Below are 12,746 nucleotides of genomic sequence, written 5' to 3' on the forward strand. Positions count from 1 at the left end.
GCGGCACCATCAACGTCCAGCCGGGCCAGCTGGCGGCCAGCGCGCCGGTGTCCGACCAGCCGGTCAAGCCGCGCACCATGCCCGAGCTGCTGGAGTCGAAGTGGAACTTCCAGCAGCCCCTGGTGCTGCTGGGCCCCGATGTGGAGTCCACCACCGCCGAAGCCCTGCGCTCCTCGGTGCCCCGCTTCCCCTACCTGGCCTTCGAGGACCTGACCCTGCGGCTGGGGCCGAACCTGCGGGTGGTGATCCCCAACATCGCCAACTTCACCACGGCCGGCCGCCTGCGCATCAACGGCCGCCTCGACCCCTCCCTGCGGGCCTCCGGGGTGGTGCGATTGCTGGGGGGACGGCTGAACCTGTTCACCACCAGCTTCAGCCTCGACCCCGATGCCCCCAACGTGGCGATCTTCACCCCCTCCCTGGGGCTGGTGCCCTACCTCGACATCGCCCTGCGCACCCGCATCTCCGACAGCCTCAGCGTGCTCTCCCCGTCCGGGGTGGGGGACGTGGGTCCCTCGGTGCAGAACGCCCCCAACCAGGCCGGCCTCTCGGCCCTCAACCAGCTCAACCTGATCCTGGTGGTGGTGTCGGTGAGCGGGCCGGCCGACCGCATCGCCGAGAACCTCAAGCTGCGCAGCAGCCCGCCCCTGCCGCAGGAGCGGCTGGTGGCCCTGATCGGCGGCAACTCCCTGGCGGGACTGAGCGGTGGCGGGGCCGGAGCGGCCCTGGCCACGGTGGTGGGCCAGACCCTGCTGTCGCCGCTGCTGTCGTCCCTCAGCGACGCCTTCGGCCAGCGGGTGAGCCTGGCCCTCTACCCCACCTACGTGAACCAGGCGATCGACACCCAGCAGGAAGGCACCACCCGGCGGCGGGTGCCGCCCCAGCTGGTGCTCGGCGCCGAGGTGGGTGTGGATATCACCAACCGCTTCAGCATGTCGGTGCTGGCCGCCCCGAACCGCTCCGATGTGCCCCCCCAGGTGACCCTCACCTACAAGGCCTCCGACACCTTCAACCTGCAGACCTCCGTCGACACCGAGGGGGCCTGGCAGTCGCTGCTGCAGGTGTTCCTGCGCTTCTGAGGGCCGGCGGGTGCTCCGCTGGGTAGGGTGCGCCGATGGCGTCGTCCCGCGAACGACCTCCCGGTGAGGCCCAGCTGATCGGCATCGATCTGGGCGGCACGGCCATCAAGCTGGCCCGCTGCGACCCGCAGGGCACCGTGCTCGCCGAGGCTGAGGTGCCCACGCCCCAGCCGGCGGTGCCGGGGGCGGTGTTCATGGCGCTGGCCGAGGCGGTCGAAGCCATCGACCCCGACCGCCTCGCCGACCGGGTGGGTATCGGGCTGCCGGGGCCCTGTGACGCGGCGGGTCGGGTGGCTCGGATCTCCATCAACCTGCCGGGGTGGCGGGATGTGCCCCTGGCCGCCTGGCTGGAAGCCCGGCTGGAGCGGCGGGTGGTCATGGGCAACGATGCCAACGGTGCCCTGCTCGGTGAGGCCTGGCTGGGGGCCGCCCGGGGTGTGGGCGACGTGCTGCTGCTCACCCTGGGCACCGGCGTGGGCGGGGCGGTGATGCTGCAGGGCCGTCTGTTCACCGGCCACGGCGGCGCGGCTGCTGAGCCTGGGCTGATCGGCGTCGACCCCGACGGGCCGGTGTGCCGCAGCGGCAACCGGGGCTCCCTGGAGCAGTTCTGCAGCCTCGGCGGCCTGGCGCGCCTCAGCCCGCTCGATCCGCGCGAGCTCTGCCGCCGCGCCGACGCCGGCGACACCGAAGCCCTGGCGGTGTGGGAGGCCTACGGACGCCCCCTGGGGGTGGGGCTCAGCTCCCTGCTCTACGTGCTCACCCCGGAGCTGGTGTTGATCGGCGGCGGCCTCAGCGCCGCCAGCCACCACTTCCTGCCGGCGGTCTGGCGGGAGGTGGAGGAGCGGGTGCTGGCGGTGAGCCGGGAGGGGCTGGCGATCCGCCGCTGCGAGCTGGGCAACGGTGCCGGCCGGCTGGGGGCGGTGCGGCTGGCGCTGGACCGCTTGGGATGATGGGGGCCATGAGCCAGACCATGACTTCTCCTGCCAGCGTCGTGCCGGAGCCCGACCCCCAGCTGCTGCAGCGGGCCGCGGCGGTGCGCCGGGCCGCCATGGCCCTGGGCCAGGCCAGCGACGCCGAACGCCGTGGCGCGGTGGAGGCGATGGCCGACGCCCTGGAAGCCGCCAGCGACGGGATCCTGGAGGCCAACCGGGCCGACCTGGCCGCCGCCGAGGCCGAGGGGCTGGCGCCGGCCCTGGTGGCGCGCCTGAAGCTGGATGGCCCCAAGCTGGCGGGGGCCATCGCCGGGGTGCGCCAGGTGGCGGCTCTGGACGATCCCGTGGGCCGGCGCCAGCTGCACACCGAGCTGGATGACGGGCTGGTGCTGGAGCGGCTGAGCGTGCCTCTGGGGGTGCTGGGGGTGATCTTCGAGGCCCGGCCCGATGCGGTGATGCAGATCGCCTCCCTGGCGATCCGCTCCGGCAACGGCGCCCTGCTCAAGGGGGGCCGGGAGGCCAGCCGCAGCTGCCAGGCGATCGTGGCGGCCCTGCAGCGGGGGCTGGCCGGCAGCGCCGTCGACTCCGGCTGCCTGGAGCTGCTCACCAGCCGCCAGGAGAGCCTGGGGCTGCTGCGGCTCGATGGCCTGGTGGACCTGATCATCCCCAGGGGCTCCAACGCCCTGGTGCGTTTCATCCAGGACAACACCCGCATCCCCGTGCTCGGCCACGCCGACGGCATCTGCCATCTGTATGTGGATCGGGCCGCCGACCCGGCCCTGGCGCTGCGCATCGCCCTCGACAGCAAGACCCAGTACCCGGCGGCCTGCAACGCCATCGAGACCCTCCTGGTGCACCAGGCCATCGCTCCGGCCTTCCTGCAGGCGGCGCTGCCGGCCTTCGCCGCGGCGGGTGTGGAGCTGCGCGGCGATGCCGGCGCCTGCGCCCTGGGGGTGGCTGTGGCCGCCGGGCCCGGTGCCTGGGACACGGAGTACTCGGATCTGATCCTCAACGTGAAGGTGGTGGAGGACCTGGAGGCGGCCCTGGAGCACATCCGCCGCCACGGCTCCCGCCACACCGACGCCATCGCCACCACCGATCCGGCGGCCGCCGACCGCTTCCTGCGGGCCGTGGACAGCGCCGGGGTGTTCCTCAACTGCTCCACCCGTTTCGCCGACGGCAACCGCTACGGCTTCGGCGCCGAGGTGGGCATCAGCACCCAGACCCTGCCGCCGCGGGGCCCGGTGGGGCTCGAGGGGCTGGTCACCTACCGCTATCGGCTGCGGGGCGAGGGCCACATCGCCGCCGACTACGCCGACGGCACCCGGCAGTTCAGCCACCGAGCCCTGCCCCTGTGACCGAGGCGATCCACGTGCGCGGCCTGCGGGTGTGGGCCCATGTGGGGGTCTACGAGCAGGAGCGGCGCCACGGCCAGTGGTTCGAGCTGGCCTTCTCCCTGGGGGCGGATCTGGCCGCCACGGCCCGCAGCGACGACCTCAGCCAGGGCTACGACTACGGCCGCGGCATCGCCGTTCTGCAGGCGCAGGCCCGCACCCTCCGCTGCCAGACCCTGGAGCACTACAGCGAGCAGATTCTCGACGCCTTGGAGGCCTGCTACGGGCCCATCCCCCTGGCGGTGGAGGTCAGCAAGTGCCAGGTGCCGGTTCCCGGCTTCGATGGCAGCGTGGCGGTGAGCCGCAAGCGGCGCTGGGGGTGAGGGGCAGGCCAACGCCCCCAGACCGTGGGGCATGGCCACCCCTATGGGCAGCTCACCATTCCGTGGCCAGCTTGCTTCCACTTCTGGAAACAGCTGTTCTGAGCATCCAGGACCAAAGGGCGGTAGAGGTCGTTGCGCTGACCAATGATCAGCAGCCGTTGGTTGATCCAGGTGCCAGGCGCCGGCACCACCGTGCGGTGCCGCACCGCATCAGCTCCCGCGGCCGCCGTGATGGTGGGGGTGAACACCACCGGCTCAGGTCCGTAGATCCCTGCTGCTGTGGCGCTGCCGACCCGCCTGCCGCCGCTGACCACCCAGAACTGGCCCAGCTTGGCGGCCAGATAGGGATGCAGATCGGCTCGGCCCGTCGGCGGATCACTCACCGCATACAGGCGTGGGTCGATCTCCACCTTGAGCGCGGAAGGTTCACCCGCTGGAGCGGCCAGCACGTCAGTGCGCAGGGTCTGGTAGAGGCCCACCAGCTCCGGCACGGCGAGATCCCCCACCGTGACCAGCCCAATGCGGCCCAGCGGAGTGGGAACCACAAGCGGGGCGTCACCGGGGCTGGCCCAGGCCAGCTCTGCGTCGCTGAGATGGGTGGCGCGGTAGCGGCCAAGGATCGTGCCGCGGGGGCCGGCCAGGGCCACCGTATGGAACACCTTCGAGCCCTCCCGTTCCGGGTAACTGCCCACCAGGTAGCCCGCTCCGGCCTTGGCGCGGTCCGCCAGGAGTTGCTCGAAGGCCCCGCCACGACGCTCGGCCCGGGCCCTGATCGCCTCGGCCCCAAGACCTGACGGCAGCCCTGAAAGCTCGGGGAGCACCATCAGCTCATTGGTGCGCGGCTGGCTGCGGCCCAGTTGGGAGGAACCTCCGAGCCACTGGGCGGCGGCCAGCTGCACAGGGCGTTTCCCGACCGTTGCGTTGGAATCACTGGAGGCGCGGCGCAGCGCCAGCAACGGGTTGTAGAGCGAGGGGCGACGGGCCGCCAATCGCCGCTGTCGAACGGCATCAGCCTCGGCGGGAATGATGGTGGTCGTGATCCATCCATGGAGCCCGGGGGGGAGCGTCTCGGGAGGCACCACGGGCGCCTGGACAAGCTTGTGCCCGAGGGGCGACCAGATGCTGGAGCCACCGTTGTAGTAGAGCCGGCTGCCGGTGATCGGGTTGCGCTCAATGCCACTGCGGGTGGCACCAACCACGAACACGCCATTGAGCGCGCTCATGTGTTGAACACTGGCCACGGTGGAGTGGTTGAGGCGAGCCATCGCCGGCGGGGTGCCGGGCATCACACGATCGGACACCGAGTGCCAGGCAATGATCTGAGCTCCTCTCAGGGCTGCCAGCCGGTCGTATTGCCAGTAGGTGTCGTCATAGCAAATGATGAGAGCAATGCGCCCGATCGGTGTGTCAAAGACACCGACATCGGTGTCGCCTGGGCCGAACAGCTGAACGTCCTGGCCATTCAGTCCGTTCTTGCGGTACTTGCCGATGATGCCCTCAGGGCCCATCAACACAGCGGTGTTGTAGAGGATGCCCGTGATCACATCCTTCTCGGCAATGCCCACGCTCATGATCAGCCCGGTGCGCTTGAGCACTGGCAGCAAGGCCGCAGTGGCACGCCCAGGGATGGTGTCCACATAGGGCGCCAGTTGTGCCGGTTCCGTGAAGTCGTAACCGCTGATCGCCGTTTCGGGAAACACGGCATAATCCACACCCTGGGCCGCCACGCGCTCAGCTGCTTGCGCCAGACGCCGGATATTGCCATCAAGATCACCCCATGCCGGGATGAAGTCGACGGCGGCCACCTTCACCGCTCGTTTACCCTCTTGCGCTGTGGCTGGTTGCACCAGGCCCATGCTCAACAGGCCTGGAATCAGCAGGGTGAGTGCACTGGTCGCAAGCCGCTGGAGTGAACACTTGCGGAACTGGGGCCTGGCCCCAGGCATCCGACTTCTGTTGAGATTGCCTGCCATGACTGTCTTTCCGCTGTATTCATTCTAAGTCGGGCTCAAGAAAAGGCAGGTTGATGACATCATTCTCCATCCCTTTCTGACTGGGCTTGATTCTGCTGAGGAAAGCGGTGGCCAATCACGATGCCGAGCACTCCCTCTTTACTGCGATTCCCACGCGGAGAGTTAACCATTTCTTTGCCTGGATTTATTCGACTCTCAATGGTGTATTTGTGCTTACATCATGCCGTTGACGGTGCAGGGGCTGCCAGTTAGACTCGACTTCACATGGCTGGCAGTGGATCCATGTCGCCGAATGTTTCCGAATTTCAGCAGCGGCACAAGGATCGACGCAGTTCCCTGCGCCAGGTTCTGCCGTCGGGCGTTCCCGCCAGCATCCACCTGCCCTCAGGAGGCACGGGCTTCGTGACGCTGGCTGACATCAGCAGGGCCGGAGCCTGCATCGTCCGTCGCGGATTGCTTGAGGTGAAGCCCAGCGACCAGGTCTTCCTCAACATCAGCGACTACGGCCTGTTCCGAAATGTCTATCTGTCTGCCTGTGTTCAGTGGATGAACATCTGGAATCAAAAGACCCTTCTCGGCCTTGCCTTCACCGAGGGTCCACTGCTGCCAGGAACGATCCTGGATCAATACTTTGACAGAGCTCTGTTGGCGCCCCAATCCCTGGACACCTGAGGTGCATCGGCGCAGCGAAGCGGTTCCGTCCCAGAGCCTGCGGGATCTGTGCCCTGCTTCGTACGCTTGCAACCTCGACCGGCTGCCTTTCAAGCCGCTCCACCAGCGCCAGCCCAGGGCCCTTCTCTGGGTCTGACGCCCTTGTCACTGGAGGGGTGGTCGCCAGATCATGGACTAGGGTGTTGTGAACGGGGCGTGGCGCAGCTTGGTAGCGCGGGTGCTTTGGGAGCACTAGGTCGCAGGTTCGAATCCTGTCGCCCCGATTGACTTTTCAGGGATTGGCCCAGCGGGTTGAGCACAAAATGAGCACAAAACGTCCGGCGCCCTGATTCGGGCAGGCCTTTGGACGGTGGGGTGGTCATGCTGCAATGCGATACTGAACTCTGCTCATTCCCCGTCGTGCGCAATTCGCACAGCGTTGCGGAATGCACTGCTCCACGCCATAACCAGCAGCCAAGCCCCACGGCAGAAGCTTGATTCTCAAGCTGCTCAGCTCGGCCAAGGGATGGTCCCCAGATCTGTGGTGACTCTGCTGCAGATCTTGCCCCAGGCGTCCACTGGAACCATCACCAATTTCTGCCACTGTCGCTGATGCTCTTGTGGCGTTGGGTGTAGTTACCAGGTGGAGGCGCCATGGAGATCACGATCGGCAAAGCCCGGCGAAGCAGGCTCTCTGATCCCCTGCCCGGTCAGGTCTATGTGGGCCGGCCCAGCCCGCTGGGCAATCCCTTCCAGCTCGGCCGCGATGGCAGCCGCGCTGAGGTGATTTGCCGCTACCGCCATTGGCTCTGGGCCCAGCTGCAGGTGCCCGGCTCGCTGCAGCGGCGCGATCTGGAGCGGCTGCTGGCCCAGGCCCAGGTGGGCCCGCTGGAGCTGCAGTGCTGGTGCGCGCCGCTTTCCTGCCACGCCGAGGTGATCCGCTCTGCGCTGCTCTGGCTGGAAGCGCAAAGGCGCGTCGCAGCCTGAGCCGACGGCTCCGTGCTGCGAAAAGGGAGGCGCGCAGGGTGCCTCAGTGTGCGAGGGATGGCGCAAGGGCTGCGCGAGCGGTTCGGCCCTCGCGGGCCTCCCGCCCTTGCGCTCATCCGCGCAGGCACGTCGGCGTCCTTTGCGCCCTTCCCCATGGCCGCATCCACCACGCGCCGCCACAAGTTCTCCGGTCCCTCGCCCGAGGAGGCGATGGTGCGCGATCTGATCGAGCTGCTCGAGGCCGGCAGCACGCCCTGGCGCCGGCCATGGGATAGCCGCGGTGGCGGCGTCCACATCAATCTGCTCAGCGGCCGGGCCTACCGGGGCGGCAATCCCATCCTTCTGGAGCTGGGGATGGCCATGCGGGGCGCTGAGTTGCCGTTCTGGTGCGGCTTCGCCGAGGCGAAGAAGCTGGGCCTCTTCCCGCGCAAGGGATCGAAGTCGGTTCGCATCCTGCGGCCCCAGCTGCAGTCCAGCGAGCAGGAGGGCAGCGATGGCGAGCCGGTGCTGCGCAGCTGGGCCCGCTACAGGCCGGTGCCGGTGTTCAATGCCTGCGATCTGGAAGGCGAGGCGCTCGCCGGGCTGATCGAGGCCCGGCTGCCGCAGGTGGAGCCCCGGGCGCCGCTGGAGCGGATCGAGCAGGCCGAGCAGGTGCTGCAGGCCTGGGAGGTGGTCGTCGGCTGGGGGGGCGAGAAGGCCTTCTATGCCCCGGGCGCCGATCGCATCCAGCTGCCCGAGCGCGAGGCCTTCCACTCGCCGGCGGCGCTCTATGCCACCTGGGCCCACGAGTGCATCCACTCCACGGGCCACGAGTCCCGCCTGAAGCGGGATCTCTCCGGCGCCTTCGGCTCCCGCAGCTATGCCCGCGAGGAGCTGGTGGCCGAGCTGGGCAGTGTGCTGATCGGCCAGCGGCTGCAGATCGGCTGTGAGTTGGCCCATCACGCCGCCTATCTGCAGAGCTGGATCTCCGTGTTGCGCGAGTCCCCGAAGGTGCTGCTGCAGGTGATCAGCGAGGCGCGCCAAGCGGTGGATCTTTTGTGCCCGGAGGCGCCCAGTGCCGAGGAGCCGGCCGTGGATCCAATCCCTGGCGCGGTGGCGGCGGCGCCTGCCACGGCTTCAGCGATGGGCCCGCCGGGAGCCCCGATCCCGGTGTCCCATTCCTTCGTCCGCCCTCGCCGGCGGTTTTCCCATTGACAGCGATCGAATTCCTCCAGGCAGCGGCGGATCCCAAGGGCCACAGCGCGGGCCGCACCCGCGTGGTGGTGGCCTACGGCATCCTCTGGGCCGAGGCCTCCGCCCGTATCGATGGCACCCTTGCCGTGGCCCTGCAGCGGGCCTCCGCAGAAGCCGGCCAGGCCCTGCTGTCGATGGCCCTCGAGGCCGGGGTGCAAACGGCCGGGGAGGTGCCCCGCTGGCTGCGGCGGCATCGGGAGGCGGTGCTGCGGATCCTGGCCTGAGGCCACGGGATCAGAGCCTCAGGCCTTGAGCTGCTCGCGCATGGTGGCGGCCAGGTGGCGGTGGCCGTTGCTCTCCAACCAGTCGCTGCAGGCAGCCAGCATTCGAGCAGCGGCGTGGCGGGCGTACTGGTGACGCATGAAGGTCGACGGGTTGCCCTGCTGGATGGCCAGGAGCGACCACCGCCTCACGAGGCTGCGCTCCGGCAGAACGAAGGTGTCAATGGCCTGCTTGTCAGAGCCAGTGCAGAGCAGATCCATAGCCATGAGACTGCTGTCGCTAAGAAAGGCTAGTCGGGGCCAGTAGGGAAAGACAGTCGCTATGGCGACGGGATTGGTTCGCGAGCCAAGAAACGGAGCGGTGGCGGCCCTCCCCATCCTGCGGGCCTCGCGCAAGGGCTTCGCGAGCTGGCCTCCGCCGGCTGCTTTCTGCCCACAGCAGCTGGTGCCAAGGGCCCCGGCCAGCCCTTGCGCGGGCCCGCCGGGAGGTCGGGTCCTTCACCGCTGCGGCCATGGCCGGTGTTCAGATCCTTCTTGATGTTCAGCGCAGCGGGATCCGCTGGCGCGTCACCCTGCTGCCCAGCTTCCGCCCTTGGGCCCGATCTCTGGTGGTATTCGAGAAGCGGGGTAAGGGCGGCCGGCTGCTGCATTGGCAGCAGGCCCACTGGAGCCCGCTGCACAGCGGCAGCTTCCTCACCCCCCGGGAGCAGGTCAGCGGGGGCCTGGTGCCCCGCTGCCTGGTGGAGCGGATCGAGGCCCTGCTGCGGGGTGCTCCGCTGCCGCGTCGGCGCAGCGAATGGGGCCAGGTGCGCGGTCGTCTGGTGCGCCTGCCGGCCCGGGGCGCCGGCTCCGGCGGCTGAGGTCAGCGCTACTGCGCAGAGCAGGCCGGCCAGGCCCCATCAGCAGTAGAACGTCTGTACCACTGTCGATGGGATGATGCTGGCCGAGCTGCCCCTGGGCCAACCGATTCCTTGCAGCGTCAGCGCAGATGGGGAGGGTTTGGATCTCCAGGGCGCCCTGGTGCCCCATCCGACCTGCAGCTTCTACATGCGGGTCAGCGGCCATGGGCTGCGCAGCCACGGCATCCACGACGGCGACCTGCTCGTGATCGACCGCAGTGTCGAGCCCCGCAGCGGCGATGTGGTGATCGTGGCCCACCGGGGGGCGTTTCTGCTGCGGCCGCTGCGGTGTGAGGGTGAGCAGTGGCTGCTGGAACCGCAACGCGCCGGGGAAGGGGTGATCGTGCTGGACCTGGAGTCGTTCGATCGCTCGGGTCTGTTTGGGGTGGTGGCCCATGCGGTGCATCACCTGGCCAGGTCGCCATCGCAGCGGCGCTGAGATGGGCGGAGCACCGCAGGAGCCAGTTGGGCTCCCGTCCCGTCGACACCACGGAGCGCGTGTGCGCTGTCGCGATGTCCGCAGGCCTGCGCTGAGACGTGCCGTAGGCGGCGCGCTGTTATTGGCGCCTTGGCCAGAGCACGCCGGTGGCGGGCCGGCCCGATCCGCCGCCGTCCGTGCCCCCGCCCAAGCCACCAGCGGCAGCCAGCTGCTGGGCATAGAGCGGGTGCTGCTGCACGCCGGCCAGGCCGGCAGCGTTGGGGCTCCAGTCCGTGATCAGATCCGGCACGCTCGCCGGTCCGATCAGGGAGGGGGAGAGTGGCGGCAGGGCCATGACGGAGAAGCGATCGCTCAGGCTGCGCCAGCTCAGCGAACCGATGGCCGCCCAGCCACTCAACACAGACGGCGGAGGGCTGGAGGGGAGACGGAGCCAGAGGTCATCGACGGCGCCACCGGCGGCGCTGAGCTGGTAGAAGGTGCCGCCACCGGCGGGGTCACTGAAACGACCCAGGCGGCGGGGGTCGGTGTGCTGGTTGTCGCCATTCCAGAGCAGGGGCGGCAGGAGAAGACGGGGCTGGACGCTGTTGAACTGCACCGGACCCGTGGCCAGCGGGATGACCTGCCAAGCGATGGGGGCGTTGATCTGCTGGGTGCCGGAGGCGCCTGAAATGAAGCTGACGACCTCCGGGGACTGGCCGCGCCAGCTCCAGCGATCATTGGAGCTGAACATGCCGATGTAAGCGCGGGCACGGTGGAACCAGAGGCTCCAGCCACTGGCCGCCGGGCTGCGGAACAGCAGGATCGAGAGGTTGAGGCTGTAGTTGTCATCGCCGGGCCGCAGCAGGGTGGCCAGGAAGAACTCCGCCCCGGGCGTGGCATCGAAGACAACCAGCAGGGTTCCCTCCAGCCCCGCCACAGCTGGGGTCCCGCTGGGCCCGTAGTGGGAGAGGCCCCGGTTGGCGCTCAGCAGGGTGGAAGAAAAGTTGCCGTAGCCGCCGTTGCTGGAGTCATCGATCCAGGCGCTGGCCAGGCCCAGGCGCAGCAGGGCGCTGGTGGTGCTGGAGCTGAAGCCCTGGGCCAGGGAGAGGTTGTGGAAGCTCAGCACCAGGGGCGAGACCGGGTGCCCGAGACGCCACACGAAGCCGTAGCTGGTGGTGCCGGTGGCGCTGGCGTGGTTGCGCAGCACGCTGAGCTGCAGATCGGCATTGGCCGGGGTGGTGTTGACCGCGGCGGCGAAAGCGGAGAAGGCCTCATGCAGGCGCATGCCGACATCGGTGGCGGCGCTGCTGGCCCAGTTGTAGGTGTCAGGCCCCCAGGTGCGGGCGCAGGCGGTGAGGGTCATGGCGCGTCGACGAGGCGAACGGCCAGTCGGCTGGGGCCGAACAGCAGCCACTCGCTGCCGTCGGCTCCTTTGAAGTAGCCGCCGGTGGCGAAGGTGCGGTTGTAGGTGCCGAAATCTGCCGGCAGCACCACCGGATCCCAGCGGCGCAGCGGCGGCAGGGGTGTGACATGGACGATCGAAGGGGTCGCCAGCATCCAGGCCGAGGGGTGGCGCAGGGCGAACGGGGGCCCGTTGAAGAACTCGCTCCACAGGGCCGTCGCGAAGATCTCTCTGGCGGCGGCGAGGTTCCAGGCCACCATGCACTGCAGCCCGCCCATCGTTGTGTTGTGCAGGTGCCAGAGGCCAGAGGTGACGTCCTTGGCGATCAGCAGCACCACCGCCTGGCGGGTGGAGAACATGTGCAGCGAGAGGCAGAAGCCGAAGTATTCGTGGCCCGGGGCGAGGCTGCGCACGACCCAGGCCAGTGCCGGGTAAGGCTCTGCGGGATTGAGGCTCGCCGCAACGGCGTGGAACTGGCCGCCCGCTAGGAGGCCGTGGGCGCCAAGGCCGCCAGCAGGGTTGTGGCCGGCGGCCAGGCCCACCGCCGTTGTCACGGTGGTGGCGGCCAGGGTTGCGACCCACTGGCTCATCAGCTGCACGGGGGCACCGACGCTGGTGGCGGCGAGGGTGGCGCGGATGGTCCAGCCGAGGTGCTCAGCATCGGCGGCCGGGCCGGTGAGCACCTCGAGCAGCTGGCTGGGGTTCTGGGCGTTGGCGGCCACCAGCCAGCTGGCCAGAAGGGCCTGCACTTCGGCGAAGAGATCCGGCAGCGGGAAGCCCTGATCGCCGCGGCGGGAGAGATCGCTGAGGATCGCCGACATCAGAGCGCCAGCAGCAGGCTGCTGATCGACACCATCGCCTCGATGGGTTGGCTCTGGTCAGTGCGCAGCCGGCCATGCAGCACAGGGACGGGTGGATCGTCCTGGTTGGCCCAGCTCACCCCCGGCGGCAGCCGCAGCACCGCGCTGTCTTCTGTGAAGACCGCATCGAGCACGACGCCAGCCGCCGGATCCGGATCGGCGCTCTGGGGCCGATTGGCATCAGCCAGGGCTGCGGTGTCCGAGACGTAGAGGCTGAGCCAGGCCGGGATGTCACAGCTGACGATCAGCAACAGCCCGGCACTGCCCAGCCGATCGAAGCGGAGCGGTGCCACCTGGGGGCCGGCGGCGATCGGGAGCAGCAGGCTCTGGCTGAGCCGGCGCGGTCCCTCCTGTCTGGCGACCCAGCCCATGGC

General features: G+C 69.2%; 15 protein-coding genes and 1 tRNA gene. 11 read left to right on the forward strand and 5 right to left on the reverse strand.

Going from position 1 to position 12,746, the window contains the following annotated elements:
• The 4 genes from KUG38_RS15630 to KUG38_RS15645 form a co-directional block, all read left to right on the forward strand.
• Positions 1-1,079: translocation/assembly module TamB domain-containing protein (locus KUG38_RS15630; RefSeq protein WP_216923221.1), on the forward strand; the 1,079-nt coding region annotated here is incomplete at its 5' end.
• Between the two features lie 35 nt (positions 1,080-1,114).
• Positions 1,115-2,029 carry an ROK family protein gene (locus tag KUG38_RS15635; protein ID WP_216923223.1) on the forward strand — a complete coding sequence of 305 codons (915 nt, stop codon included), beginning with the start codon at positions 1,115-1,117 and terminating at the stop codon, positions 2,027-2,029.
• A gap of 20 nt (positions 2,030-2,049) precedes the next feature.
• Positions 2,050-3,369: a glutamate-5-semialdehyde dehydrogenase gene (locus tag KUG38_RS15640; RefSeq protein WP_216923225.1), complete on the forward strand. Its 1,320-nt coding sequence runs from the start codon at positions 2,050-2,052 to the stop codon at positions 3,367-3,369.
• Entirely contained in the window at positions 3,366-3,728 is a 363-nt protein-coding gene (locus tag KUG38_RS15645) for a dihydroneopterin aldolase (RefSeq protein WP_216923227.1), read from the forward strand. Before KUG38_RS15640 ends, KUG38_RS15645 begins: the two co-directional genes overlap by 4 nt.
• A 41-nt stretch (positions 3,729-3,769) precedes the next feature.
• Here KUG38_RS15645 and KUG38_RS15650 read toward each other — a convergent pair whose 3' ends face one another.
• Positions 3,770-5,701, reverse strand: coding sequence for a carbon-nitrogen hydrolase family protein (locus KUG38_RS15650; protein ID WP_353617843.1), 1,932 nt, complete (start codon positions 5,699-5,701; stop codon positions 3,770-3,772).
• A 282-nt stretch (positions 5,702-5,983) separates the two neighbouring features.
• Here KUG38_RS15650 and KUG38_RS15655 point away from each other — a divergent pair, with 282 nt between their 5' ends.
• The 5 genes from KUG38_RS15655 to KUG38_RS15675 all read left to right on the forward strand — a co-directional run bounded on the left by KUG38_RS15655 (position 5,984) and on the right by KUG38_RS15675 (position 8,796).
• On the forward strand, positions 5,984-6,373 hold the full coding sequence (locus tag KUG38_RS15655) for a PilZ domain-containing protein (protein ID WP_216923232.1): 390 nt from the start codon (positions 5,984-5,986) through the stop codon (positions 6,371-6,373).
• A gap of 189 nt (positions 6,374-6,562) precedes the next feature.
• A tRNA-Pro gene (locus KUG38_RS15660) sits at positions 6,563-6,636 on the forward strand.
• Positions 6,637-7,006: 370 nt separating this feature from the next.
• Entirely contained in the window at positions 7,007-7,339 is a 333-nt protein-coding gene (locus KUG38_RS15665) for a DUF4326 domain-containing protein (RefSeq protein ID WP_216923234.1), read from the forward strand.
• A gap of 153 nt (positions 7,340-7,492) precedes the next feature.
• Positions 7,493-8,533, forward strand: coding sequence for an ArdC family protein (locus KUG38_RS15670; RefSeq protein ID WP_286196118.1), 1,041 nt, complete (start codon positions 7,493-7,495; stop codon positions 8,531-8,533).
• Positions 8,530-8,796: a hypothetical protein gene (locus tag KUG38_RS15675; RefSeq protein WP_216923236.1), complete on the forward strand. Its 267-nt coding sequence runs from the start codon at positions 8,530-8,532 to the stop codon at positions 8,794-8,796. Before KUG38_RS15670 ends, KUG38_RS15675 begins: the two co-directional genes overlap by 4 nt.
• An 18-nt stretch (positions 8,797-8,814) precedes the next feature.
• On the opposite strand, the gene KUG38_RS15680 is transcribed toward KUG38_RS15675, so the two are convergent.
• On the reverse strand, positions 8,815-9,054 hold the full coding sequence (locus KUG38_RS15680; protein WP_216923238.1) for a hypothetical protein: 240 nt from the start codon (positions 9,052-9,054) through the stop codon (positions 8,815-8,817).
• A gap of 347 nt (positions 9,055-9,401) precedes the next feature.
• Here KUG38_RS15680 and KUG38_RS15685 point away from each other — a divergent pair, with 347 nt between their 5' ends.
• A complete protein-coding gene (locus KUG38_RS15685) occupies positions 9,402-9,653 on the forward strand; it encodes a hypothetical protein (protein WP_216923240.1) in 252 nt (83 codons plus the stop codon).
• Positions 9,654-9,729: 76 nt separating this feature from the next.
• Positions 9,730-10,131, forward strand: coding sequence for a LexA family protein (locus KUG38_RS15690; RefSeq protein ID WP_286196119.1), 402 nt, complete (start codon positions 9,730-9,732; stop codon positions 10,129-10,131).
• Positions 10,132-10,249: 118 nt separating this feature from the next.
• On the opposite strand, the gene KUG38_RS15695 is transcribed toward KUG38_RS15690, so the two are convergent.
• Genes KUG38_RS15695 through KUG38_RS15705 form a run of 3 tightly spaced genes read right to left on the reverse strand, consistent with a single transcriptional unit; the run spans position 10,250 to position 12,743 of the window.
• Positions 10,250-11,473 (reverse strand): hypothetical protein, encoded by a 1,224-nt coding sequence (locus KUG38_RS15695; RefSeq protein WP_216923243.1) that lies wholly within the window; start codon positions 11,471-11,473, stop codon positions 10,250-10,252.
• Positions 11,470-12,333: a hypothetical protein gene (locus tag KUG38_RS15700; protein WP_216923245.1), complete on the reverse strand. Its 864-nt coding sequence runs from the start codon at positions 12,331-12,333 to the stop codon at positions 11,470-11,472. The genes KUG38_RS15695 and KUG38_RS15700 overlap by 4 nt, the downstream gene beginning before the upstream one ends.
• On the reverse strand, positions 12,333-12,743 hold the full coding sequence (locus tag KUG38_RS15705; protein WP_216923247.1) for a hypothetical protein: 411 nt from the start codon (positions 12,741-12,743) through the stop codon (positions 12,333-12,335). The genes KUG38_RS15700 and KUG38_RS15705 overlap by 1 nt, the downstream gene beginning before the upstream one ends.
• Positions 12,744-12,746 lie beyond the last annotated feature (3 nt).

It is taken from the genome of Synechococcus sp. CCAP 1479/9, from assembly GCF_019038535.1.
Lineage (GTDB): Bacteria > Cyanobacteriota > Cyanobacteriia > PCC-6307 > Cyanobiaceae > Cyanobium.

Bases quoted from the DNA above. Each gene is read 5' to 3' on its own strand.
- KUG38_RS15635 (WP_216923223.1), top strand. From the start codon at position 1,115: ATGGCGTCGTCCCGCGAACGACCTCCCGGTGAGGCCCAGCTGATCGGC.
- KUG38_RS15640 (WP_216923225.1), top strand. From the start codon at position 2,050: ATGACTTCTCCTGCCAGCGTCGTGCCGGAGCCCGACCCCCAGCTGCTG.
- KUG38_RS15650 (WP_353617843.1), bottom strand. From the start codon at position 5,701: ATGGCAGGCAATCTCAACAGAAGTCGGATGCCTGGGGCCAGGCCCCAG.
- KUG38_RS15655 (WP_216923232.1), top strand. From the start codon at position 5,984: ATGTCGCCGAATGTTTCCGAATTTCAGCAGCGGCACAAGGATCGACGC.
- KUG38_RS15665 (WP_216923234.1), top strand. From the start codon at position 7,007: ATGGAGATCACGATCGGCAAAGCCCGGCGAAGCAGGCTCTCTGATCCC.
- KUG38_RS15670 (WP_286196118.1), top strand. From the start codon at position 7,493: ATGGCCGCATCCACCACGCGCCGCCACAAGTTCTCCGGTCCCTCGCCC.
- KUG38_RS15680 (WP_216923238.1), bottom strand. From the start codon at position 9,054: ATGGATCTGCTCTGCACTGGCTCTGACAAGCAGGCCATTGACACCTTC.
- KUG38_RS15690 (WP_286196119.1), top strand. From the start codon at position 9,730: ATGCTGGCCGAGCTGCCCCTGGGCCAACCGATTCCTTGCAGCGTCAGC.
- KUG38_RS15695 (WP_216923243.1), bottom strand. From the start codon at position 11,473: ATGACCCTCACCGCCTGCGCCCGCACCTGGGGGCCTGACACCTACAAC.
- KUG38_RS15700 (WP_216923245.1), bottom strand. From the start codon at position 12,333: ATGTCGGCGATCCTCAGCGATCTCTCCCGCCGCGGCGATCAGGGCTTC.
- KUG38_RS15705 (WP_216923247.1), bottom strand. From the start codon at position 12,743: ATGGGCTGGGTCGCCAGACAGGAGGGACCGCGCCGGCTCAGCCAGAGC.